The sequence below is a fragment of the Halomonas sp. JB37 genome (genome assembly GCF_002332255.1).
GTDB classification, from domain to species: domain Bacteria; phylum Pseudomonadota; class Gammaproteobacteria; order Pseudomonadales; family Halomonadaceae; genus Vreelandella; species Vreelandella casei.
In genome coordinates, this window is the sequence record NZ_NRGW01000001.1 from 1,773,334 (window position 1) to 1,796,188 (window position 22,855).

General features: G+C 52.5%; 25 protein-coding genes and 3 tRNA genes. 23 read left to right on the top strand and 5 right to left on the bottom strand.

All coding sequences use genetic code 11. From position 1 onward, the window contains the following. The first annotated feature begins 8 nt into the window (after nucleotides 1-8). Nucleotides 9-1,574: a SpoVR family protein gene (locus tag CIK78_RS08175; protein ID WP_096278949.1), complete on the top strand. Its 1,566-nt coding sequence runs from the start codon at nucleotides 9-11 to the stop codon at nucleotides 1,572-1,574. Nucleotides 1,575-1,676: 102 nt separating this feature from the next. Here the strand turns inward: CIK78_RS08175 and CIK78_RS08180 are convergent, their stop codons facing one another. Next, nucleotides 1,677-1,991 (bottom strand): high-potential iron-sulfur protein, encoded by a 315-nt coding sequence (locus CIK78_RS08180; protein WP_096278951.1) that lies wholly within the window; start codon nucleotides 1,989-1,991, stop codon nucleotides 1,677-1,679. Between the two features lie 344 nt (nucleotides 1,992-2,335). On the opposite strand from CIK78_RS08180, the gene CIK78_RS08185 reads away from it, so the two are divergent. Continuing rightward, nucleotides 2,336-2,611, top strand: coding sequence for an Lrp/AsnC ligand binding domain-containing protein (locus CIK78_RS08185; protein ID WP_008958975.1), 276 nt, complete (start codon nucleotides 2,336-2,338; stop codon nucleotides 2,609-2,611). 73 nt (nucleotides 2,612-2,684) lie between these two features. Continuing rightward, the gene (locus tag CIK78_RS08190) at nucleotides 2,685-3,548 is read left to right on the top strand and encodes a DNA/RNA non-specific endonuclease (protein WP_096278953.1); all 864 of its coding nucleotides are present in this window, start codon (nucleotides 2,685-2,687) and stop codon (nucleotides 3,546-3,548) included. 75 nt (nucleotides 3,549-3,623) lie between these two features. On the opposite strand, the gene CIK78_RS08195 is transcribed toward CIK78_RS08190, so the two are convergent. The 3 genes from CIK78_RS08195 to CIK78_RS08205 all read right to left on the bottom strand — a co-directional run bounded on the left by CIK78_RS08195 (nucleotide 3,624) and on the right by CIK78_RS08205 (nucleotide 4,020). Continuing rightward, a tRNA-Leu gene (locus CIK78_RS08195) sits at nucleotides 3,624-3,710 on the bottom strand. Nucleotides 3,711-3,755: 45 nt separating this feature from the next. Beyond that, nucleotides 3,756-3,842, bottom strand: a tRNA-Leu gene (locus tag CIK78_RS08200). Nucleotides 3,843-3,933: 91 nt separating this feature from the next. Beyond that, a tRNA-Leu gene (locus CIK78_RS08205) sits at nucleotides 3,934-4,020 on the bottom strand. A 249-nt stretch (nucleotides 4,021-4,269) separates the two neighbouring features. On the opposite strand from CIK78_RS08205, the gene rnr reads away from it, so the two are divergent. The 9 genes from rnr to CIK78_RS08250 all read left to right on the top strand — a co-directional run bounded on the left by rnr (nucleotide 4,270) and on the right by CIK78_RS08250 (nucleotide 12,044). Beyond that, nucleotides 4,270-6,687 (top strand): ribonuclease R, encoded by a 2,418-nt coding sequence (gene rnr / locus CIK78_RS08210; RefSeq protein WP_096278956.1) that lies wholly within the window; start codon nucleotides 4,270-4,272, stop codon nucleotides 6,685-6,687. Nucleotides 6,688-6,689: 2 nt separating this feature from the next. After that, nucleotides 6,690-7,475 carry a 23S rRNA (guanosine(2251)-2'-O)-methyltransferase RlmB gene (rlmB, locus tag CIK78_RS08215; protein WP_096278958.1) on the top strand — a complete coding sequence of 262 codons (786 nt, stop codon included), beginning with the start codon at nucleotides 6,690-6,692 and terminating at the stop codon, nucleotides 7,473-7,475. 208 nt (nucleotides 7,476-7,683) lie between these two features. After that, entirely contained in the window at nucleotides 7,684-8,061 is a 378-nt protein-coding gene (gene rpsF / locus CIK78_RS08220) for a 30S ribosomal protein S6 (protein WP_096278960.1), read from the top strand. 33 nt (nucleotides 8,062-8,094) lie between these two features. Beyond that, nucleotides 8,095-8,322 (top strand): 30S ribosomal protein S18, encoded by a 228-nt coding sequence (gene rpsR / locus CIK78_RS08225; protein WP_007113337.1) that lies wholly within the window; start codon nucleotides 8,095-8,097, stop codon nucleotides 8,320-8,322. 12 nt (nucleotides 8,323-8,334) lie between these two features. Then, nucleotides 8,335-9,186, top strand: coding sequence for a hypothetical protein (locus tag CIK78_RS08230; protein WP_096278962.1), 852 nt, complete (start codon nucleotides 8,335-8,337; stop codon nucleotides 9,184-9,186). A 15-nt stretch (nucleotides 9,187-9,201) separates the two neighbouring features. Beyond that, complete coding sequence (gene rplI, locus CIK78_RS08235) at nucleotides 9,202-9,648, top strand: 50S ribosomal protein L9 (protein WP_096278964.1); 447 nt, start codon at nucleotides 9,202-9,204, stop codon at nucleotides 9,646-9,648. Nucleotides 9,649-9,850: 202 nt separating this feature from the next. Further along, on the top strand, nucleotides 9,851-11,239 hold the full coding sequence (dnaB, locus tag CIK78_RS08240) for a replicative DNA helicase (RefSeq protein WP_096278966.1): 1,389 nt from the start codon (nucleotides 9,851-9,853) through the stop codon (nucleotides 11,237-11,239). A 32-nt stretch (nucleotides 11,240-11,271) separates the two neighbouring features. Next, nucleotides 11,272-11,565, top strand: coding sequence for a hypothetical protein (locus tag CIK78_RS08245; RefSeq protein ID WP_096278968.1), 294 nt, complete (start codon nucleotides 11,272-11,274; stop codon nucleotides 11,563-11,565). Between the two features lie 176 nt (nucleotides 11,566-11,741). Then, complete coding sequence (locus CIK78_RS08250; RefSeq protein WP_096278970.1) at nucleotides 11,742-12,044, top strand: DUF6482 family protein; 303 nt, start codon at nucleotides 11,742-11,744, stop codon at nucleotides 12,042-12,044. 18 nt (nucleotides 12,045-12,062) lie between these two features. Here CIK78_RS08250 and CIK78_RS08255 read toward each other — a convergent pair whose 3' ends face one another. Next, on the bottom strand, nucleotides 12,063-12,479 hold the full coding sequence (locus tag CIK78_RS08255) for a DCC1-like thiol-disulfide oxidoreductase family protein (RefSeq protein ID WP_096278972.1): 417 nt from the start codon (nucleotides 12,477-12,479) through the stop codon (nucleotides 12,063-12,065). 196 nt (nucleotides 12,480-12,675) lie between these two features. Here CIK78_RS08255 and hemH point away from each other — a divergent pair, with 196 nt between their 5' ends. The 11 genes from hemH to CIK78_RS08310 all read left to right on the top strand — a co-directional run bounded on the left by hemH (nucleotide 12,676) and on the right by CIK78_RS08310 (nucleotide 22,855). After that, nucleotides 12,676-13,755, top strand: a complete 1,080-nt coding sequence (hemH, locus tag CIK78_RS08260) for a ferrochelatase (RefSeq protein ID WP_096278974.1) — start codon at nucleotides 12,676-12,678, stop codon at nucleotides 13,753-13,755. A 220-nt stretch (nucleotides 13,756-13,975) separates the two neighbouring features. Beyond that, nucleotides 13,976-16,327: a putative monovalent cation/H+ antiporter subunit A gene (locus CIK78_RS08265; protein WP_096278976.1), complete on the top strand. Its 2,352-nt coding sequence runs from the start codon at nucleotides 13,976-13,978 to the stop codon at nucleotides 16,325-16,327. After that, the gene (locus CIK78_RS08270) at nucleotides 16,320-16,751 is read left to right on the top strand and encodes a Na+/H+ antiporter subunit B (RefSeq protein WP_096278978.1); all 432 of its coding nucleotides are present in this window, start codon (nucleotides 16,320-16,322) and stop codon (nucleotides 16,749-16,751) included. Before CIK78_RS08265 ends, CIK78_RS08270 begins: the two co-directional genes overlap by 8 nt. Nucleotides 16,752-16,769: 18 nt before the next feature. Further along, nucleotides 16,770-17,117: a Na+/H+ antiporter subunit C gene (locus CIK78_RS08275; protein WP_096278980.1), complete on the top strand. Its 348-nt coding sequence runs from the start codon at nucleotides 16,770-16,772 to the stop codon at nucleotides 17,115-17,117. Continuing rightward, complete coding sequence (locus CIK78_RS08280) at nucleotides 17,114-18,712, top strand: Na+/H+ antiporter subunit D (RefSeq protein ID WP_096278982.1); 1,599 nt, start codon at nucleotides 17,114-17,116, stop codon at nucleotides 18,710-18,712. Before CIK78_RS08275 ends, CIK78_RS08280 begins: the two co-directional genes overlap by 4 nt. Continuing rightward, entirely contained in the window at nucleotides 18,709-19,182 is a 474-nt protein-coding gene (locus CIK78_RS08285; RefSeq protein ID WP_096278984.1) for a Na+/H+ antiporter subunit E, read from the top strand. Before CIK78_RS08280 ends, CIK78_RS08285 begins: the two co-directional genes overlap by 4 nt. Beyond that, nucleotides 19,182-19,451, top strand: coding sequence for a cation:proton antiporter (locus CIK78_RS08290; protein ID WP_096278986.1), 270 nt, complete (start codon nucleotides 19,182-19,184; stop codon nucleotides 19,449-19,451). Before CIK78_RS08285 ends, CIK78_RS08290 begins: the two co-directional genes overlap by 1 nt. Continuing rightward, nucleotides 19,444-19,848, top strand: coding sequence for a monovalent cation/H(+) antiporter subunit G (gene mnhG / locus CIK78_RS08295; RefSeq protein WP_096278988.1), 405 nt, complete (start codon nucleotides 19,444-19,446; stop codon nucleotides 19,846-19,848). The genes CIK78_RS08290 and mnhG overlap by 8 nt, the downstream gene beginning before the upstream one ends. Before the next feature lie 163 nt (nucleotides 19,849-20,011). Continuing rightward, nucleotides 20,012-20,221, top strand: coding sequence for a DUF2256 domain-containing protein (locus tag CIK78_RS08300; RefSeq protein WP_096278990.1), 210 nt, complete (start codon nucleotides 20,012-20,014; stop codon nucleotides 20,219-20,221). Further along, the gene (locus CIK78_RS08305) at nucleotides 20,205-21,494 is read left to right on the top strand and encodes a DASH family cryptochrome (protein ID WP_096278992.1); all 1,290 of its coding nucleotides are present in this window, start codon (nucleotides 20,205-20,207) and stop codon (nucleotides 21,492-21,494) included. Before CIK78_RS08300 ends, CIK78_RS08305 begins: the two co-directional genes overlap by 17 nt. A gap of 92 nt (nucleotides 21,495-21,586) precedes the next feature. Beyond that, nucleotides 21,587-22,855: a lytic murein transglycosylase gene (locus CIK78_RS08310; protein ID WP_096278994.1), complete on the top strand. Its 1,269-nt coding sequence runs from the start codon at nucleotides 21,587-21,589 to the stop codon at nucleotides 22,853-22,855.

Consider the following 22,855-nt stretch of genomic DNA (forward strand, 5'->3'; position numbering starts at 1 on the left):
AGTGGGCTATGAGTGCGACTCGCAAACGCAGGCCGATTGCCACCGGCTCCGATTGGAACTTTGCCGTGCTGGAGCGCTTTGATTCACAGCTGGCCAGGCTCGCTGACGAGTATCGGCTGGATACTTATCCCAACCAGATAGAAGTGATCACCACTGAACAAATGATGGATGCCTACGCAAGCGTAGGGATGCCGGTTGGCTACCATCACTGGTCGTTTGGTAAGCAGTTTTTGGCGGTTGATCAAGCTTATAAACGCGGCCAAATGGGCTTGGCCTATGAGCTGGTGATCAACTCTGACCCTTGCATTGCCTATTTGATGGAAGAAAATACGCTGATGATGCAGGTGCTGGTGATGGCGCATGCCTGCTACGGCCATAACTCTTTTTTTAAAGGCAATTACCTATTTCGAACCTGGACCGACGCCTCATCGATTGTCGATTACTTGGTGTTCGCTCGACGCTACATCAACCAGTGTGAAGAGCGTCACGGTGTGCAAGCCGTCGAGCAGTTGCTGGATGCCTGCCATGCACTCCAAAGCTACGGCGTGGATCGCTACAAGCGGCCTTCGCCTATCTCTGCTCAAGAAGAAGCTAAGCGTCAAGATGAGCGAGAGGCCTACCTACAGACCCAGGTAAACATGCTCTGGCGCACCATTCCGGGATTGCCGGAGGGTGGCTCGCCGCTACTGGCCAGCCTGAATAGCGATGATGATCCTTTAGGCCTACATAGTGGCGGTCATTATCCTTCGGAACCCCAAGAGAACCTGCTCTATTTTATTGAAAAAAACGCGCCGCTGCTTTCGCCATGGCAGCGTGAAATCGTGCGGATTGTACGCAAATTAGCACAGTACTTTTATCCTCAGCGGCAAACGCAGGTGATGAATGAGGGCTGGGCGTGTTTTTGGCACTACACGCTAATGAATCGGCTTTACGACGATGGCGATGTCGATGAAGGGCTGATGCTGGAATTTTTGCAGTCCCACGCGGCCGTTATTTATCAACCGCCCTTTGATAGCCCGCACTACAGCGGCATTAACCCCTACGCGTTAGGCTTTGCGATTTTTATGGATATTAAGCGGATCTGCGAAACGCCCAATGACGAGGATCAAGCGTGGTTTCCAGACATTGCCGGGACACCCTGGCGGGAGACGCTAGAGTTTGCGATGCGTAACTTCAAAGACGAATCTTTTATTCAGCAGTTTTTATCACCGAAGGTGATGCGCGATCATAAGCTGTTTCTTGTCGTGGATGATGATCAGGCTGAGACGCTTGAAGTGGCGGCTATTCACAACGAACAGGGCTACCGACGCGTGCGTGACGCGCTGGCTACCCAGTATGCGCTGTCTGTTCGCGAACCTAATATACAAGTCGCCGAAGCGGCGATTCGGGGAGATCGTTCATTGACGCTTCATCATGTTCAGGGCAGCCGTCGCCCTCTGGGGCGTAGCGTCTATCCCGTCATGCGCCATTTACAGCAGCTATGGGGGTTTCCCGTTCATTTGGTTTCGCTTGAGGAAGGCCGCGTAACGCGGTGCTATCACTGGCCGATAGAGGACGAAAACAGCACTGCCTAAAGCGAATTTTTGCAGGGTTTCTCAGCGCAGGCTCTTTAATCATCGTTGCCCCGCATGATCAGCGGGGCAGTGCTTTACAGGCACCTCGTTAGCGACAGATGCTTAGGACTGGGCAGTCCAGGACTGGCACCATCCGGCAGGTTCAACGCTATTCTCTGGAAACAGCTGGCAGCCTTCATTATTAGCACTATAAAACATGCAGTTGTCGCAGAGTTCACCCTCTTCAAAAGCTGGGTGATCACTCGCATCACTGGCAACTTCTACATAATTAAGTGCCTGCGCGTTAGGCGCTGAAGGGGCAAGACGCGGAAGGCCTTGAGCAAAAGCGGTTTTAGACAGAATGCCCACACCTAGTGGGAGGGCGGCAAGCCCCAGCAGACTGTTGCGCATGAAGTCACGACGATTCTGATTGGCCATGATTTCTCCTTATCGTCACGGTTTGACGTTTGACCACGATTGTCGGGTGGTTATCCACCTCTTAAGCCTTTTCGTTCTGTTAATTTACTTAAAGCGCATCATTCAGAGCCTCCAAGTGGCTCTCAGTCAGCTTGCGGGTCATTATCGGCTAGATGCTAGCGGATGACAAAGTCTGTGCTAATAAGTTTTTGCTAATAAGTCTGTGCAAATAAGGCTGTGCGTATAGGGATGAGATAAGCCATGCCAGCGGCAGGTGCTACGCCAGCCTCCACGTCGCTGGTATACTCTGCTCGACGCCGACATTCCATTGTGAGTCGTGATTTTTTCTGTTGAGAGGGCGCACCATGCAAAACGCAGTCATTTTAATCAATACTGATAAAGGGCAAGTTAAAGCTGTCGCTGAGCGGCTGGCCGATGTTGAAGGTATTAGTGAGGTGTATTCCACCTGCGGCCGTTACGACCTGGTAGCGATTGCCCGTACCCGTGATTTTGAAAGCTTAGCCGAGCTTGTTACCGAGCGCCTAAACGCCGTTGAAGGTATCAGTGATACAGAAACACTCAACGCCATGCAGGTGCATTCGCGGCACGATCTAGAAACCATGTTTTCCCTAGGCTGGTAGGTTTTCGAAATTCGTCATTAAAGCTTGAATAAAACGAGAGGCGTTTTTAAGCGCTAAGTAGGGAGTAAGTCTGTTGGGAAAATCGTTTTCGCGCTGGCGTAGTAACGGTCGACGCCTGGGCATCGTTGTGCTGTTTATTGTTGCGGGTACAGGGCTGTGGGAGTTTCAGGAACGCCAACATAAAGATGCCTATACCTGGATGGGCGTGCCGACATGGGAGGCGTTTAGCCCTACAACGATGCATCGAGTGCTGCGTAACGACGGCTATTTAGTGGGCTGGTCTGATGTGCGGGTTAATCCGCTGTGGGTGAGCTATCAGGTTGAAGCGGTTGGCGACGAGACGCGAATCGGTTCGCGACCTAATTTTCAGGCGGATTGGCGCACGCTCTGGCCGATCGGCACAGGCGACTATGCGGGCAGTGGCTATGACCGAGGGCATATGGCGCCTAACTATGCCATTGCTGCTGTGCATGGCCGCAGCGCTCAGGTCGATACCTTCTTAATGAGTAACATGACGCCTCAACGGCCACAGCTTAATCGTCAGCTATGGCAGCGTTTAGAAGAAGCGGTCATGGATCATTTTGCCCCGCGTTTTGATCATTTGCAGGTTATTACGGGGCCTGTTTTTCCCGCAAATTTTATGGATAACGTGTTTAATCGTGTGGGCTTTGTAGAAGTACCAGAGGCGTTCTACAAAATTATCGTCGCGCCGCATAGTGATGCGCCATTAGCGCTGGCATTTATCATGCCGCAAGACGTCCGAGGTAATGAACCGCTCGATGATTACTTAGTGACAATTGATGAAATTGAAGCGCTTACTGGCCTTAACTTCTTTCCAGACTTGAGCGCTGACGTAGAAGCTGTTTTGGAGGGAGAGCTGCGTACGCAAGGGTGGGCGCTTGAAGAAGTATCGCGTCGGCCTGGGCGTTTTCAGTAAGTTTTAAAAAAGGGAATCTATATAGGAGGGGATGATGCGTAGTTAGGGGGGGGTGCGTACGAGACCATGTTGTCATGGTGCCCAGGAGAGGACTTGAACCTCCACGTCCATACGGACACTAGCACCTGAAGCTAGCGCGTCTACCAATTCCGCCACCTGGGCGCATCATTTACAGCTTAGATTAACGAACTACTGTTTGTGTTCGTATGGTGCCCAGGAGAGGACTTGAACCTCCACGTCCATACAGACACTAGCACCTGAAGCTAGCGCGTCTACCAATTCCGCCACCTGGGCGAACACAAAACATTTACAACAGCAATACTGCCTAGTACCGACTTGCTTAACACCGCACTATTTATACCAATGAGTGGGTATAGAAACAGTATGGTGCCCAGAAGAGGACTTGAACCTCCACGTCCATACGGACACTAGCACCTGAAGCTAGCGCGTCTACCAATTCCGCCATCTGGGCAAGTGGCGCGTATAATACCGGGGTGATGGTTAAATGCAAGGCTTCGCGGGCGCTTTTTATAAAGCAAATTGTATAAACAACGCCTAAGACGGTTGGGTGATTGAACGCGCGGCGCTATACTGCGGCTATGACTAAACAAAACCCTATTCATTTTAGCCTCTCAAGCGCTGAAGTAGCCCGCCCGCAACGCATAGCGTCTGCGCTTTTTTTACGCCTCTCGCAAATGACGTCATTAAGGATGTTGATCGCATGAAGTATTGGACGTTAAGTGATGATCCGCACGCCGAGCGCGAGGCGCACAAATACGGCAACCCAGCACCAAGCCGGGAATATCTTCTAGCCGCATTAGAAAGCTACGGCAAGCCGATTAGCCACGAAAATATGAGCCGCATGCTGGGTCTTGAAGACGAAGATCTTATCGAAGCCGTCAGGCGCCGTTTGGCCGCAATGGAGCGCGATGGCCAGGTGCTGCGCGACCGTCGAGGCGCCTACGCGCTGATTGATAAGCTCGACTTAGTGAAAGGCAAAGTGCTTGGCCATCGCGATGGCTTTGGCTTTCTACTGCGCGATGACGGCAAAAAGCCTGATTTGGTGCTGCCGCCGCGTCAAATGCGGCGTGTTTTTCACGGCGATCACGTGCTGGCTCGCATTAGTGGTCGCGACCGCCGTGGCCGCGATGAAGCGACCATCGCCGACGTCATCGCCCGCAACACGCAAACGATTGTAGGCGTTTATCGCAGTAATACGCCTGAATTTGGCATCCTGATTCCGGAAAATCCGCGCATCACGCAGGAAGTAATTATTCCTCATAGCGCCTGCGGTGGGGCACAGGATGGACAGGTGATCTCTGCCAAAATCGTTCAGCAGCCCGCTACCCGCGTACAGCCGGTAGGTGAGGTGGTTGAAGTGCTGGGTGAACGCATGGACCCGGGCATGGAGATTGATATAGCGATTCGCAGCTATGACATTCCTGCTGAGTTTTCCCCTGAGGTCATGGATCAAATTGGCGGCATTTCAGCCGAAGTGCTGGAAGACGATAAGCAGCACCGCGTTGATTTGCGTGATGTGCCGCTGGTCACCATTGATGATGAGTCTGCCAAAGACTTCGATGATGCCGTGTGCGCGTGGAAAACAAAATCGGGTGGCTGGAAACTGTTGGTGGCGATCGCCGATGTTTCCCACTATGTACGTCCTGGTACGGCGCTGGATGATGAAGGCCGCACGCGGGGTACCTCGGTCTACTTCCCTGGTCAAGTCGTTCCTATGCTGCCGGAGCTGCTTTCAAACGGCCTTTGTTCACTGAATCCGAATGTGGATCGTTTAGTGCTGGTCTGTGAGATGAATATCTCTCAGACGGGGGCGATTAGTCGCTATCGCTTTTATGAGGCGGTAATGAACTCTCATGCGCGCCTTACTTATAACAAAGTGGCGGCGATTCTTGATGAGAAAAGCGAAGAGGGCGAAGCGCTTCGCTCAGAGTACAGCGAATTAGTGAAGCCGCTGAAAAGCCTAGAAGAGCTTTACTACTTGCTGCGTGAAGCGCGTGCAGAGCGCGGCGCTATCGACTTTGATACCACCGAAACGGCGATCATTTTTAACGATGAGCGGAAGATCGAAAAAATCGTTCCGCGTAGCCGTAATAATGCCCATAAGCTGATTGAAGAATGCATGTTGGCAGCCAACGTTGCTACCGCGCGCTTCTTAGATAAGCACGATTTGCCCGCGCTTTACCGCATCCACGAGCGTCCTACACCTGAACGCCTTGATAAGCTGCGCCTGTTCCTGAATGAACTCGGCTTGTCTGTTGGCGGTGGTGATATGCCGACGCCACAAGACTATCAGGCGCTGCGTGAGGTTATTGCCGATCGTCCCGATTTCGATATCATCCAGACCGTTATGCTGCGCTCGATGAATCAAGCGGTCTATTCGCCGCAAAATGAAGGCCATTTTGGCTTGGCTTATCAAGCCTATGCACACTTCACCTCGCCCATTCGCCGTTATCCTGACCTGTTGGTGCATCGCGCTATACGGTCGGTTATCCGCGGGCCGCGCCAGACCAACACGGTGTTACGCGTTGAGGGTGCACCGGTTGATCCGCCGAGCAAATGGTGCCCGTATACGTTTGAGCAAATGCTTGAGCTGGGCGAGCACTGCTCGATGACTGAGCGGCGCGCCGATGAGGCCACGCGTGATGTTGAGAGCTGGCTGAAGTGTGAGTTTATGTCCGACAAGCTTGGTGAGATGTTTGAGGGCACCATTGCATCGGTTACTCAGTTTGGTCTGTTTGTACGCTTAGATGCCTTTTATGTAGAAGGCTTGGTTCACGTAACCTCGCTGCCTTCCGACTACTATCATTACGAAGCTGAAAAACACCGCCTCAAGGGCGAACGGACGGGCACTACTTACCGGTTAGGCGATGGCCTTACTGTCCAAGTGGCCCGCGTCGATATGGACGACCGTAAAATCGACTTTGGCCTAGGTGATGAGAAGCCTCGCCCGCGCCGTCAGCCCCGCAAAAGTCGCGGCGGAGAAGAGGGCGCTGGCTCTACGGCTGGAGGAGCTAAGGCTGCTGGTGCCAAAGCATCTAACGGCGATCGGCCTGCTGTGCGTCGCGGCCCTCGGCGCACGCGCACTGGCCCGCGCAAGCCATCACCGAATAAGGGTTGAGCATGAAACCGGCATCGTCTCGACGGGGGCCTAAGACTCCCGATGGGTTAGATCAAGTGTATGGCGTGCACGCTCTGCAAAGCCTTCTGGATCGAGGTGAATCACCGCGTGAACTTTGGGTGCAGCAGGGCGCAGGTAGCCGCTTAAAAGAAGTCGTTGCTCAAGCTCAGGCGCGCGGTGCTCGCGTGAAGGAGCAGCCGCGAGATATGCTGGATCAGTTGACTCAAGGCGCGGCTCATCAGGGCGTCGTCGCTTTTTGCCCACCGCTAACGCCTGAGGGCGAAGAGTCGTTATGGTTAAAGCTGCGTGCCTGGCCGTCGTCAACGCCGCCGCTTTTGCTGATTTTAGACGGTGTGACCGACGTGCATAATTTTGGTGCCTGCCTACGCAGTGCCGATGCCGCCGGTGCTCACGGGGTGATTGTCGCGAAAGACAAAGCGGCGCCGCTGAATGCCACCGTGCGTAAAGTGGCCTGCGGCGCCGCCGAAGTTGTTCCGGTTTACCAGGTCACCAATTTGGCGCGTACCCTCGCCAAGCTCAAAGATGCGGGCGTTTGGATAACCGGTACGGCGGGTGAGGCGGAGGCCAGCGTATTTGCAATCGATATGACTGGCCCGACCGCTCTGGTGATGGGCGCTGAAGGCAAGGGCATGCGTCGGTTAACCCGTGAAGCATGTGACAATCTTGCTAAGCTGCCGATGGCGGGTGAGGTGTCTAGCCTGAATGTGTCGGTCGCGGCCGGAATTTGTCTGTTTGAAGCTGTTCGTCAGCGGCAGCTTGCAAGTTAACCCCCGCGCCACTAAGATACACGCGCCCGTTTGTATGCAAGCGGGCGTTAGCTGTGAACAGTAGTAATTGAAATAAACGATCTGTTTGATGCTTCAGTGATTGCTTATGCGGCCACTGGACACTTCAGTTAACTCCTTGCTTCCCAGTCGTCGTTATCTGCTTTAGCAGTGGCACACTAAGGAAGCTGTCAAACCGCAAGGAGATTCCATGCGTCATTACGAAATCGTGTTTATGGTCCACCCGGATCAAAGCGAGCAGGTGCCGGCTATGGTCGAGCGCTACACCAGCATCGTTACTGAAAATAGCGGCACTGTGCACCGTCTAGAAGATTGGGGCCGTCGTCACTTGGCTTACCCGATCAACAAGATCCACAAAGCCCACTACGTGCTGATGAACGTCGAATGTGCTGGCGAGACTCTCGAAGAAATCGAGAATATCTTCCGCTTTAACGACGCCATCATTCGCAGCCTGGTTGTACGCTGCAAGGAAGCTGTTACTGAAGCTTCCCCGATGATGAAACCGGCAGAAGAAAAACGTCCGCGTCGCGAAGAAAAACCGCGCGCTGAAGAAGAAGAAACTGCCTGATTTTTTTCACTGCACGTTTTAAGGAGCTAGTCCATGGCACGTTTTTTCCGTCGCCGTAAGTTTTGCCGTTTTACTGCTGAAGGCATCAAACAGATCGATTATAAAGATCTGGACACGCTGAAGGCTTACGTCACCGAAACCGGCAAGATCGTTCCAAGCCGTATTACCGGTACCAAAGCACGCTATCAGCGTCAGCTGGCGACCGCTATCAAGCGCTCGCGCTATCTGGCACTGCTGCCCTACTCCGATAGCCACCAGTAAGCGTTTAACGTGATGCTGGCACTAGCCCGATGGCTGATGCGGGGCACGCCCTACGCTGCAGGCGTGGCGGCCCTGGCAACGCTAGTGCCTTGGCTGTTCTGGTTAGGAGCAGCCATTGCCGCGCTGATGACCTTACGTAAAGGCTTTGCGCCTGCACTACCGGTGATCATCGCAGCAGCGCTACCGGCTGGCTGGTGGTGGGCCCAGGGAGATGTGATTCCGCTTGCTAGCATATTGTTGGTAACGCTGATGGCCGTCATCCTGCGCGAAAGGATGCGTTGGGGAGAAACATTGATTGTGGGGACATTGGTCGCTGTGGTCATGGTTCAACTTGGCATTTTTTCACCGCCAGGTGGTACAGAGCTAATGCTTGAGCAATTGCGAGAAGGTTCGCAAGAAGTGGATCGCATGCTCACGGAATTTGCCAACCAAGGCTACGATACTCAAACCATTGCCGCGCTGGTAGTGGGGGGAGTTACCGGGCTCGTGGTGCTGTTGGCAGCAATAGTGTGTTTAGCGCTTGCACGAAGCTGGCAAGCTGGGTTGTACAACCCAGGCGGCTTTCGCGAAGAGTTTCACGCACTGCGCTTGAGCCCTAAAGAATTGGCCATTTTGGCCGTGATTGGGGTGGCAGGCTCGCTGTTAGGTGTCCACGCGCTGGCCATGCTTGGCTGGATTCCGCTATTGGTAGCTGGCGTTGCGTTAGTGCACGGGTTTATTGGATTAAAGGGGATGAACGGGCTGTGGCTAGTCGCATTTTATGTGCTGCTAATCACGACCTGGCCCACGATTCTCATTGTGCTGCTGTTGGGGCTGATTGATACATTCGCGAACGTTCGCGCACGCCTTGCCCGCAGCAACTGACAAGAGGTTTACGAGATGGAAGTCATTCTGCTCGACAACATTGGTAAGCTGGGCGGCCTGGGTGACAAGGTCACTGTTAAGCCTGGTTATGGTCGTAACTATTTGGTGCCTTACGGTTTAGCCGTACCGGCCACCAAAGACAATATCGAAGCGTTTGAAGTGCAGCGCGCTGAGCTCGAAGCACAAGCCGCTGAGCGTAAAGCTGAAGCTGAAGCGCGTGCTGAGCAGTTGAACGACATCGAACTGTCTTTGGTTTCCAAAGCAGGCGACGAAGGCAAACTGTTTGGTTCGATTGGTCCACGTGACCTGGCCGACGCGATTTCCTCTGCTGGCATCGATGTTGCCAAGAGCGAAGTACGTATGCCGAATGGCCCGATTCGCCAAACTGGCGAATACGACATCGCGCTACACTTGCACGCTGAAGTGGATGCCGTTGTACGCGTGGTTGTCGTCGCAGAGTAATTCTTTGCGCTGACACGTACGCCTCAAAAGGCGCGGGTTTTCCCGCGCCTTTTGTTATTTCTGGACGTTGCCTAAATTATCCAGTTCATTAGCGCCGGGTACTTTAAGGCAACATCTTGATGATGTGGGTCGTCGCGCGGTATGGGCTCGGCTAAGATAAGCATCTTTACTGGGTACGTTGTCGTATTTAAAGGAGCTTGCCATGCAGGACACGCCTTCTGCTGATAAAGAAACGGCCGCGCTAAAACTGCCGCCGCATTCGCTTGAGGCAGAGCAGTCGGTATTAGGCGGGCTCATGCTGGATAATCAGGCGTGGGATAACGTCTCTGAGCGTCTGGTGGCCGATGATTTTTATCGCTATGAACACCGATTGGTGTTCAATGTGATGATTCATTTAGCCGAATCCGCACAGCCGTTGGACGTGGTGACGATCTCTGAGGCCCTGGAAGCACGCGATCACTTGGATACCGTGGGTGGCCTGGCATTTCTGGCCGAGCTTGCGCGTAACACGCCGTCTGCCAGCAACATTCGTGCCTATGCCGATATTGTGCGTGAACGTGCCACGCTGCGTAAGCTGATCCGCGCGGCTAATCAAATTGCTGACAGCGCCTTTACGCCTCAAGGGCGTCCGGCGGATGAGCTGCTCAATGAAGCTGAGCGGTTAGTGTTCCAGATTGCTGAGGAACGCCCTAAAACGGGCGGCCCTATTGGCATGAGTGAGCTGTTAACCAAAGCCGTCGATCGTATTGATGAGTTGTTTAACCTGAAAGGTGAGATGACCGGTCTTTCGACGGGTTTTCGTGACCTGGATGATATGACCACGGGTCTGCAGCCGTCGGATATGGTGGTTATTGCCGGCCGGCCATCAATGGGTAAAACCACGTTTGCCATGAACCTGGTCGAGCATGCTGTCATCGCCAGCGACAAGCCGGTGATGGTGTTCTCGATGGAGATGCCCGCGGAATCGCTGATGCTGAGGATGCTGTCTTCGCTTGGTCGGATTGACCAAACCCGTGTTCGTACCGGTCAATTAGAAGACGAAGACTGGCCACGCTTAACCTCTGCGGTGAATCTGCTCAAAGATAAGCAGCTGTTTATCGATGATACGGCCGCATTGTCGCCCAATGAAATGCGTTCCAGGATGCGTCGAGTAGTTCGTGAGCATGGCAACATTGCGCTGGTCATGATCGATTATCTTCAGCTCATGCAGATCCCCGGCTTCAGTGAAAACCGCACCGGTGAGATTTCTGAAATTTCGCGCTCTTTGAAAGGCTTAGCGAAAGAATTTAATTGCCCGGTCGTCGCGCTTTCACAGCTGAACCGCTCGTTGGAGCAGCGTCCTAACAAGCGTCCTATTATGTCGGATCTGCGTGAGTCGGGCGCTATCGAGCAGGATGCTGATGTTATCGCTTTTGTTTATCGCGATGAAGTTTATAACCCTGACAATCCCGACAACCAGGGGATTGCCGAGTTAATTATTGGTAAGCAGCGTAACGGACCTATCGGTACGGTGCATATGGCGTTTATCGGTAAATATACGCGCTTTGAAGATTTAGCCCCGGATAGCTACGGCGATTCGTTTGGCGATTAACTTGATGTGCAATGCAAAAATGGGAGTAGCAAATGGCAGGTGGATTTCGGCGCGGTAATCGGCAGCGTCTTCCTAAGCTTGAAGGTCGCGGTGAGCTACAGTCACTAGAGCGGGAAGGGCCTTTCAAAGAGTGGCTGGGTATGCCGGACCTTTATCGTTACCACCTGGTAGTGGAGGGCGAGAAATACAGCTATCAAACCGAAGACGGAGAGGTTCCCGTCACCGTGGGAGATAAAGTAGTTTTCCGCTATAAAGAAACGAAAGGCGGCAATTGGATTGATCGCAATTCACTGGGTAAAGCGATCGATCCCTCTGAATATCAGTAATTAATCGCATTTGTTGACGCTTTGGTCAGGAACTCTCTTGCACTAGCGTCGTCTTAGTTGTTGAATATCATGGAACTGAAAGCTGTCATGACAATGTAATAATAGGGCAACTGAAATGTCATAGGGCACAGCCATGCTGTGCCCTATTTAGTATGTATCAATAACAGGAGTGAACCATGGAGTTGAAAGATCTTAAACAGTTTGTCGCCAGCCACGACAACTTCGAAATACGCGTGATTATCCATTCGGGTAGTCGTTTTTATCAAATTGAGTTAGAGGATGTTGAAGGCGAGCGCCATATGTTAATGCAGCGCAATAAGCCGATGCTGTTCCGTTCGTTAGATGATGTTTATATGGAGCTTAAGCGTGCCGAGATTCATCGTGCTTATTTAGTCCAGCACGTGCCTCACGATGAAGTCATTGGTCGCGACACGCACTACAGTGAGCCACTTACTTCGCGTATGCCGCTCGTCTTTTAACGCGTTTACGCCACCTTGCTAAGCTTTAGATTGACGTTTTTCCCACCACTGCCCGATTCGTATTCGGCGACGGGCAAAAAACCGGTAACCCGCGTTCATTAGGCCGCGTATCCCCGGCAAGCACGATATCCACACTAGCCGCCGGTAGCCCAATACTGCATACAGGGCACGGCTGGCATCCATTCCGATATACCACTTTCCCTGACTATCGTGTAAATGCAGCTGCCCCATCATGGCGGTGAATTCGCATCCGTGCGTTTGCGCGTTAAAATACTCATCCTGAATATCCACTAATGCGATGTGGCCTATGTGGCCTATGTGGCCTATGTGGCTATGTTTGGCTAGCCAGGCAATTTCTTGGCGGCAGAAGGGGCAGTGCCCATCGTGAAATAGAGTGACCGGAGGGCGGGCCTTTAATGGCGTAAAACGGTTCATAATGATTCGCCTATCGGTAGCTATTTTCAAAATAGTTATACAAGCAGTAATTGTAGTATAACTTTATGCCGACAGTATGCCGATAAGTGATAGAATTTGCGTGAGCCGCTTGGCAATTAAGTCGCCATATTTTGTGTCTTTTTATTTTTTTAATGACCTTTTTTCAATTGTTTAGGTATTTTCGGGAGTAAATGTAATGACCGAAAGCGTCGTCAAGGATCAGCCTGGGGCAGGGCGTTTAGCGCACGCGTCCAGTGATCACCCGCCGGTGCCGCGTGCCAAAGTGGGTGTTGTGCTCGCGAATCTAGGTACGCCGGATGCCACTGACTATTGGTCCGTGCGTCGTTACTTAAATGAGTTTCTCTCTGACCAGCGCGTGGTCGACTATGCCCGCTGGAAATGGCAGCCGCTGCTTCAACTGATTGTTTTGACCAAGCGTCCATTCTCGTCGGGCAAAGCGTATCGCAGCATCTGGAATAACGAGAAAAATGAAAGCCCGCTACTGACCATAACTCGGGCGCAGAACGTGAAAATGACGGCGCGCTTAAAGGCGCTTTATGGTGATGATGTTGAAGTTGATTTCTGTATGCGTTATGGAAATCCTTCAACCCAAAGTGTGCTGACGCGCTTAAAAGAGAAGGGCTGCGAAAAAATCGTATTTTTCCCGCTTTATCCTCAATACGGATCACCAACGACAGCATCGGCTAACGACCAAGCGTTTCGTACGCTGATGAAGATGAAGTGGCAGCCTTATATCCGAACGGTGCCCGCGTATTTTGACCATCCTACCTATCTTCAGGCGCTGGCTAACTCTGTGCAAGAAGCGTACGCCGATTTGCCGACGCGGCCAACCAAGCTGGTGGCTAGCTATCACGGGGTTCCTGAACGCTACCTGATGCAAGGGGACCCTTATCACTGCCAGTGTCAGAAAACAACGCGGCTGCTGCGCGAAACACTCGGCTTTAGCAAAGAAGAAGTGGATACCGCTTTTCAATCGAAGTTTGGCCCCGAGAAGTGGCTGGGGCCGGCTACCGTTAAGCACGTGGCAGAGTTGGCTCAACAGGGGCACAAGCACATCGCGATTATCTCACCCGCTTTCTCCTCAGACTGCATTGAGACGCTGGAAGAGATAGAAGAAGAGATTCGCGATAGCTTTATGGCGGCAGGTGGTGAAACGTTTAGCTACATACCGTGCTTGAATGATCGCGACGATCATATAGAGGCACTGCTCGCCGTGATTAATAACGAATTGGCCGGATGGTTGCCCGCCCGCTGATTTTTTTCTAAAGCGCAATAATAGCCGTAGCGGGGTTTACTTCGCTGCGGCTATTTGCATTTAAGCGTTTGACTGGTCAGGCAAAACTGTCTGTTATAAGCTGTCTCACTTTGAAATCACTATTATTCAACGCTGGCGTTCCAGTCCAAAGGCATGGTGCCAATAGCCCTCGCGCCCGATCTAACGGTGGGGCGTTTCGTTATTTAGGAGATAATGCTAGATGCAACTTGCCATATTAATGGGTTTTTTGCTGGCTGCATCGTCGCCGTTGCTGCATCGATGGTTTGGCCAGCGCGCAAGCCTTGTGCTGGCAATATTCCCAGCAGGGCTGGCGGCGTGGTTAGCCCTTCAAGCTCCCTATGTGATTGACAATGGCAGCTTGCTACTCGAGTGGCAGTGGGTGCCGTCATTGGGCATAAGCCTTACGTTTTTGTTAGATGGCTTGTCGCTACTCTTCGGGCTATTGATTACCGTCATTGGTGCTTTCGTTCTGGTCTATGCCGGCGGCTATTTGAAAGATCATCCTGATCTCGCGCGGTTTCATATCGCGCTGATAGCCTTCATGGTTTCCATGTTGGGACTGGTGCTAGCCGATGGTTTATTAACACTGTTCATCTTTTGGGAATTAACCAGTATTACCTCGTATTTGCTGATTGGTTTTAATCATGCCGATATTGAGGCTCGTAAGTCAGCGCGTCAGGGCTTATTTGTGACCGTCGCCGGTGGCTTGGCGTTAATGGCCGGCCTGATACTGCTTGGGATTGCTAGCGATAGCTGGTCGCTGTCAGAGATTCTTAGTAGCGATACAGATTTACGTGAGCATGCGCTTTATACCCCTATGCTGATCTGCTTGCTGCTTGGCGCGTTCACCAAGTCAGCTCAGTTTCCGTTTCATTTTTGGCTGCCTAATGCGATGGCTGCGCCAACGCCGGTTTCGGCTTACTTGCACTCAGCCACTATGGTGAAAGCGGGTATTTATCTGCTCGCGCGGCTCTATCCAGAGCTGGGCGGTACGGCGTTGTGGGTAGGGATTCTTTCCGTCGTCGGCGCGACCACGATGTTGATCGGTTCGTTCTTAGCTATTCAGCATACGAATATTAAAAAGCTATTAGCCTACTCAACGATTATGGCGCTAGGCACACTGACAATGCTGTTAGGTATTGGCGGTGACTATGCGATGACTGCTTTCGTTACTTTCCTTTTGGCGCACTCTTTGTATAAAGGGGCGCTATTTATGGTCGCCGGTATTCTGGATCACGAAACCGGTACCAAGGATGTGACGCACATGGGAGGGCTACGTTCAGTGATGCCGGTAACGGCGACGATTGCGCTGATTGCAGCGCTTTCGCTAGCTGGGGTGCCGCCATTGATTGGCTTTATCGGCAAGGAGCTGAAGTTTGAGTCGGCACTCGGCGCCGACAGCTTCAACATGCTGCTGGTGATATTTGCCTTTATTGCCGCGATATTAACGATCGCGGTAGCCTTTATTATTGCGTTACGTCCTTTTTACGGCAAACGCCATCAAACACCGCTAGATCCTCATGAAGCGCCACTCAGTATGCTAGCGGGGCCGGCGCTTTTAGCAACAGGATCACTGTTGCTTGGTTTATGGCCTGCGGCGTTAGGCGCCGATGCGCTGCTGAGCGCTGCCGCGAGCTCCATTTCTGGGCAACCGAGCAACGTTTCTTTGTCGCTTTGGTATGGCGTGAACGTGGCATTGATAATGTCGATTGTCAGCCTTGGCTTAGGCTTTTTGCTGTTTAAACGCTGGGACAGCGTACGTGCCAGGCTTTCCATACTGGCGCCGGTTATGCGCCATGGCCCTGAGGCCGGGTATGAGGGCGCGATGAACGGCATCGTACATTTCTCCGAGTGGCAAACGCGCATGCTGCAAAACGGCTATATGCGTAATTACATTCTTATTATGCTGATTACGCTGATCGTTTTGATTAGTAACTCCATATTGCTGCGGCATTCGCCTGAGTTTGCCTTTGAGCTAGACGTGCGCTTTCACGAGGCCGTGGTCGCAGGCTGTATGGTAATGGGGGCGTTGTTCGCGACCATTTCTCGATCCCGGCTTGGGGCGGTGGTGTCGGTAGGCGTGATGGGCTTCTCTATTGCGTTAATCTTTATTCTCTTCAGTGCGCCTGATCTTGCCATTACCCAGCTGCTGGTGGAAACCTTAACGGTGATTTTGCTGGTACTGGTATTGTTCCGACTGCCGCGCTTTTCGAGCCTTTCTACCAGCCTTGAGCGTATCCGTGATGGCGCTGTCGCCGCCATGATGGGCATTTTGATCTGCCTGCTGATTATGACCTCGTGGAGTATTAAGCAGTTTGAGCCGATCTCGACATACATGATTGAGAACAGCGCTCCCTTGGCCTTCGGCCGCAATATCGTCAATGTCATTTTGGTCGATTACCGGGCGTTAGATACGCTAGGCGAGATGTTTGTATTGGCGCTCGCAGCCGTTGGCGTTATTGCCATGCTGAAGCTGCGTCATGGCGAAGGTAGTGAGAATAAACCGAGCGAAAGCAGCAAAGTAGCGGCTAAGGAGCCTAACGATGGTTAAGTCAGGCACCATTATTCTCAACACGGCTGCGCGGTTTTTAATGCCACTGCAGCTGATGTTCTCCGTTTTCTTATTGCTTAGAGGACACGATGAGCCGGGCGGCGGTTTTATCGCAGGCCTTGTGGCGGCGGGGGCATTTACGCTTTATCTGTTCGCCTTTGGCGTTAGTGCGACCAAGCAAGTGCTGCGTATGGTTGACCCCAGAGACCTCATTGGCATTGGCCTATTGCTGGGCATGATTTCCGTCGTGCCTGCCTGGTTTATGGGGCAACCGTTTCTAACCGCCCAGTGGTGGACCATTCCAATCATCGACTTTAAAGCCTCCACGCCGCTGATTTTTGATATCGGTGTGTATTTTGCGGTGCTGGGCTCGGTCACCGGCATGGTGATGACGCTGATGGAGGTCGACAAGGATGAACCTTGAGTTAACAGGAGGCTCAGCATGGAACCATTAATGGCGGTAGCCATAGGGCTGCTTTACGCGACGGCTATTTTCATGATGCTGCGTCGCTCTATTGTGAAGCTAGTGATTGGTTTAATGCTGCTTTCAAATGCGGCCAATTTACTGATCTTTACAACGGCGGGATTGACGCGGGGCGCGCCGCCACTGATTCCTGAAGGCATGATGCAGCCGGTAGGCGCCGTCGCTGATCCCTTACCCCAAGCGGTAGTGCTGACAGCTATCGTAATTGCCTTTGGCGTGCTTGCCTTTGCGGTGGTGTTGATTCGACGTGCCTATGAAGTGGTTAAGGCTGATGATCTTGATAAGATGAAGGATACCGATACGTGAGGCCTGAAGTTGCTCTTCCCGTCCTCTTGCCGCTGCTTTCAGGGGCAATCTCTTTGTTGTTTTGGCGTTCCCGCCCCATGCAGCGCTTTTTGGCAGTGGCCGGTAATGCAGCGCTGCTGATTGTTAGCCTCTGGTTGTTCGTATCAACGCTCTCAGACGGCTACGTCACGATGCAGATGGGCAGCTGGCCCGCGCCGTTTGGCATCACGCTCATCGCCGATATGCTGAGCGCCGTCATGGTGTTGATGACCGCCGTCATTGGTTTGGCAATGGGGATCTATTCGCTGGCCACGACCGGCCGGGGTCATGAGAAATTTGGCTACTACCCTTTAATGCACCTGCTCTTGGCAGGCGTTATGGGGGCATTTTTAACTGGCGATATCTTTAACCTTTATGTGTGGTTTGAGGTAATGCTGGTGGCGTCGTTTGCGCTGCTGATTCTAGGCGGTGAGCGTGCGCAGATGGAGGGGGCGATTAAATATGTCACCTTGAATCTACTGGCATCGGTCATTTTCTTGACCGCCGTTGGGCTGCTTTATGGCATGGTGGGGACGCTCAACATGGCCGATATTGCGCTGCGCATGGGGGAGGCTGAGCACACGGGCATGGTTGAAGTGTTGGCCGTCATGTTTATGGTGGCCTTCGGCATTAAGGCTGCCGCCTTTCCATTGTTCTTTTGGCTACCTGCTTCTTATCATACGCCGCCTGTCGCCGTTTCAGCTCTGTTTGCAGGGCTGCTCACCAAGGTCGGCGTTTATGCGCTGTTCCGCGTTTTTACGTTGATGTTTGACCAGACCATGGGCTATTTGCAGGACATTATGCTCTGGGGGGCGGTCTTTACGATGGTAACTGGCGTGCTGGGCGCGGCGGCCCAATATGAGTTTAGGCGTATTCTATCGTTTCATATTGTCAGCCAGATTGGCTATATGATCTTAGGGCTAGCGCTTTATACACCCTTAGCGATAGCCGGTGGGGTGTTTGCCATCGTGCATAATATGGTGGTGAAAACTAACCTCTTCTTGATCAGCGGTATTACCCACCGTTTGCAGGGCACGTATCAACTCAAAAAAATGGGCGGCTTGTATCGGGAGCGCCCCTGGCTAGCCGTCGCCTTCTTTATTTCGGCTTTCTCTCTAGCGGGCATCCCGCCGCTGTCTGGTTTCTTTGCTAAATTTGTCATTGTGCGCGCAGGCCTCGAAGCTGAAGCCTATGTCGTAACCGGTATTGCTCTGGCGGTAGGTTTAATGACGCTCTATTCCATGGTGAAAATTTGGAATGAGGTGTTCTGGAAGTCGCTGCCGGAAGATAATCATGTGCCTGAAACCGTTACGCCGACCGGGGATGATGGTCGATTGTTAAAGCCAAGCCTGTGGATGATGTATTTACCGGTGATGGTGTTGGCGATGTCTTCTCTGTTGATCGGGGTATTTGCTGAGCCGATTATGTGGGTGATGACGAGCATAGGTGATCAGTTGCTTGAACCATCGGGGTATATCGAAGCCGTTCTGGGCGCTTCGGCCAGTGTAGAAGACACGTTGCTGAATTCATCAGCAGCGGACGCTGAAGAAGCGGCAACGGGAGTGGATGCGCCATGACAGGAGCGATTTGGAACTTACTATTAGGTCTGGCATGGGTATTGTTGAGCGGTGATTTCACCGGTTTGAATCTTCTTATCGGCTTGATATTTGGCTATATCACGCTTGTTTTGATTGAGCCTCAGCTTGACTCATTGAAAGGTTACCCGGCGCGGGTGCCGCGGCTTGTGGGCTTTATCGGTTTTTTCCTGAAAGAGCTGATTCAAGCCAACCTGCGTGTGGCTTTCGATATTTTGACGCCGCCTTGGCATATGAAACCTGGCGTTATTGCGCTGCCACTTTCGGCACGTACGGAAATGGAAATCACCATGGTGGCTAACTTGATTTCGCTGACACCCGGCACGCTTAGCTTAGATGTGTCTGATGATCGTAAGGTACTGTATATCCATGCGATGTTTTTAGACGATGAAGAAGAGCTGCGGCGTAATTTAAAAGAGATGGAGCACCGGGCCCTGGAGCTATTTCGCTGATGGATACCGTTATTTTAATTAGTCAGGTGATTATGAGCATAGCGCTGATACTCACCTTCGTGCGTGTTGTACGCGGCCCCAGTTTGCCCGACCGTGTTGTAGCGTTAGAGCTTTTTTCGACCACCTTGGTGGGGTTGGTGGGGGTTTATGCGATCAAAACAGAGGTTGCTAGTTTCCTCGACGCCGCAATTGTGGTCGCGCTCATGGGCTTTTTGGCGGCTATTGGCTTTGCGCGCTTTTTAGAACGAGGAGGCCCGCGCGATGATTGATTTTATAAAAGGCACGCTGATTCTTGGCGGTGCGCTGTTTATGCTGCTTGCCTCTGTGGGTTTGCTGCGTTTACCCGACCTGCTAACACGTATGCATGCGACCACCAAAGCCGCCGCACTAGGCGTGATTTTAATCATGCTGGCGGCGGCAATGCACTTTGCTGAGGTGGGAATCGTCGCGCGCTCTTTTGCCATTATATTATTTATTCTAATGACAGCACCGGTGGCCGCCCATGTGATTGGTCGTGCCGGTTATTTCGTTGGGTCCAAGCTTTGGAGCGGCACAATAAAGGATGAATTACGGCCTAACTATGATCCTTTGACCCATGAATTAAAAAGTGGCCTGGAGACCCAAGAAAATGCCAAGCGTCAGCCAAGAGATACTGATCCAGATTAGAATGCGAGTTCGATAGTTAGAAGGCTGTATCTTGCCGCTGAGCCACCTAAGGGTGGCTTTTTTGCATTTGATGTTTCGCAACGCTTTATTTTTATCAGCACCGATGATTAACAATTAATGTACAACAGTTATACCGTGTAGGATGATATGTTCATAATTAATCATGTGCCTATTAAGAAGTACGCCGACTGTGAGCAAGCAACGCAAACAACACCTGCCCCAAAAAACGTGTGCCCTATGTCAGCGACCCTTTGCTTGGCGAAAGAAATGGGCGCGCTGTTGGGATGAGGTGCGCTATTGCAGCGAGAGATGTCGACGTACTGCAAAACAGCAAAGCGCTTCTGGGAGGCAAGGGCATGAACACCACCGTTGATATTGTCTGGCTGCAAGACGACCTGCGCGTGGCCGACAACCCTCTGTTGCACTTTAATGCTCCCCCCAGTCATTTGCTGTGCCTTTATGTGTTGGACCAGCGCTGGTGTGCTCCTCTCATAAAAGACGATTCCGTGCCGCGCATAGGCCCGGCGCGTTTACGCTTCCTATGGCAATGCTTAATGGCGTTGCGCGGCGAGCTTTTAAAGCGCGGCAGTGATTTGCTTGTCCGCATCGGTAATCCAAGCGATGTGGTGATTGAGCTGGCCAGGTCGCTTAGTGCTCGCCAGGTCCGCGTTTCTGACCACCCCGGGGTTGAAGAAATACAGCAGATTAAAGCGGTGGCCAGCGGGCTTTCCGGCCACACAACGCTGAGCTGTATTGAGAGCGGGCAACTGATTAATCGGCAGGCGCTGCCTTTCGACGCGGATAGGTTACCGCAAAGTTTTTCGGCCTTTAGGCGCTGCGTAGAAAAAAACTGCTCACTTTCCGCGAGCCGACCTGCACCGGTAACACTGCCGCCTTGGCCTGAGGCGCCGCGTGGCTTTCCGCCGTTAAAGGCTGTCTCTGAGCATAGCGCTGTGTGGCAGCCGGATACACGTCAAGGCTATACCTATGAGGGAGGGGAGTCGGCGGCGCATGTGCGCCTTCATGACTATCTGTGGCATCAAAAGGGCGCAGAAGTCTATAAGCAAACCCGAAACGGTCTTTTGGGCGCGAATTTTTCAACACGCATCTCGCCGTGGCTTGCGCGCGGCTGTGTCACTGCGTGCCAAGTTAATGATGCAGTGAAAGCGTGGGAAGCCGAACACGGCAGCAATGAATCGAGTTACTGGATCACGTTTGAACTGCTTTGGCGTGAGTATTTTATACGTGTCGCGCAGGCTGAAGGTGTGCAAATGTTTGGTAAGGTTCTAGCGGCCAAGCCGAGTACGGCGTTTGATGCTTGGCGTAATGCTGTGACTGGCGTGCCGTTTGTGGATGCGGCCATGCTAGAACTTCATCGCACCGGCTGGATATCCAATCGCGCCAGGCAAAATGTCGCCAGCTTCTTGGTCAACGACCTGCAGGTAGACTGGCGTTTAGGCGCTTTATGGTTCGAGCATTGCTTGATTGATTATGACGTTGCCAGCAATTGGGGAAACTGGCGCTATATTGCCGGCGTGGGAAGAGGTGCGCGTCATCGTCGCTACTTTGATGTGCAGCAGCAGGTCAATCATTATGACCCGCATGGGCGCTATGTCGCCCACTGGATGACATCGCTTGAAAGGTAATTGCGCCTTCTAATAAGCCTCAGCGTCTAGTATCTACTACTTTTCTAGGCCATCATTCTAGACATGCCAAGGACTGCCTAAGGATATAAACGATGTCTATTAATTTGCCTGCAGGGCGGCGTTACCGCCCCTTACTGTGTGCCTCGCTGGCGATAGCGTTGAGCACCCCCTTCGTTGGAGGCGCAGCGCTCGCAAATCAGCAGTTGATGACTGAAGTTGATGCGCGGGCTGCTACACAGGTTAGCTACGCTAATTTTCAGCAATGGCTAGATGAGTTTCGTCGCTATGCCGCCGGTGAAGGCATTAGCGAAGCGACATTGAGCGAAGCATTCGATGGCATACGCCACCTTGATCGCGTCATTGAGCTCGATGGCTATCAACCCGAATTTGTCAGGCCTATTTGGGAATACCTTGATACCGCGGTTTCATCTACGCGTGTTAATACCGGGCGAGAAAAGTTAGCGGCTCACCGCGATACCGCGCTGGAAATGCAGCAGCGCTTTGGCGTACCCGCCGAAATTATTGTCGCTATTTGGGGAATCGAGAGTAACTACGGCAGCAATTTCGGTGATTTCTCAACGTTAGAGTCCCTTGCTACGCTCGCTTTCGATGGCCGCCGCCGTGATTTTGCTAGAGGTGAACTGCTCGCTGCGCTGCGTATTATTGACGAAGGTGATATAGCCGCAGATCAAATGAAGGGGTCATGGGCCGGCGCGATGGGCCATACCCAATTTATTCCCAGCAGCTTTGAGGCGTATGCCGTCGATGGCGATGGTGATGGTCGGCGTGATATCTGGGGAAGTATTCCCGATGTAATGGCATCGACGGCAAATTACTTAGCGCGAGCTGGTTGGCAAGCGGGTCAGCCTTGGGGCGTGGAAATACGGCTACCCGAAGGATTTGATTATACTCAGACCGACCGGCGCAGTAGTGCCGAGTGGCGTAATCAAGGCGTTCGAGCGCAGCAGGGCGAATTGCCAGATTTCGATAGCGCGTCTGTAGTGGTGCCCGCCGGTGCTCAAGGCCCTGCTTTTCTGGTGGGGGCTAATTTTCGCGCCATTTTACGTTATAACAATGCCACCAGTTACGCCCTCGCCGTTGCCACACTGGGCGATGCTATTGCCGGGCGAGAGGGCACCCAGCATGAATGGCCGCGAGGGGAAACACCATTGACCCGCGATGATGTGCAAGAACTCCAGCGCGAGTTAAACCGTACCGGCTACTCAGCGGGAGGCGCTGACGGTGTCATGGGGCCCAATACGCGGCAAGGATTACGGAACTTCCAGCGTGATCAAGGGTTAATACCAGACGGCTTTGCAACTCAGACCCTATTAGAGCAATTGCGAAACCGTGCTGAGTAG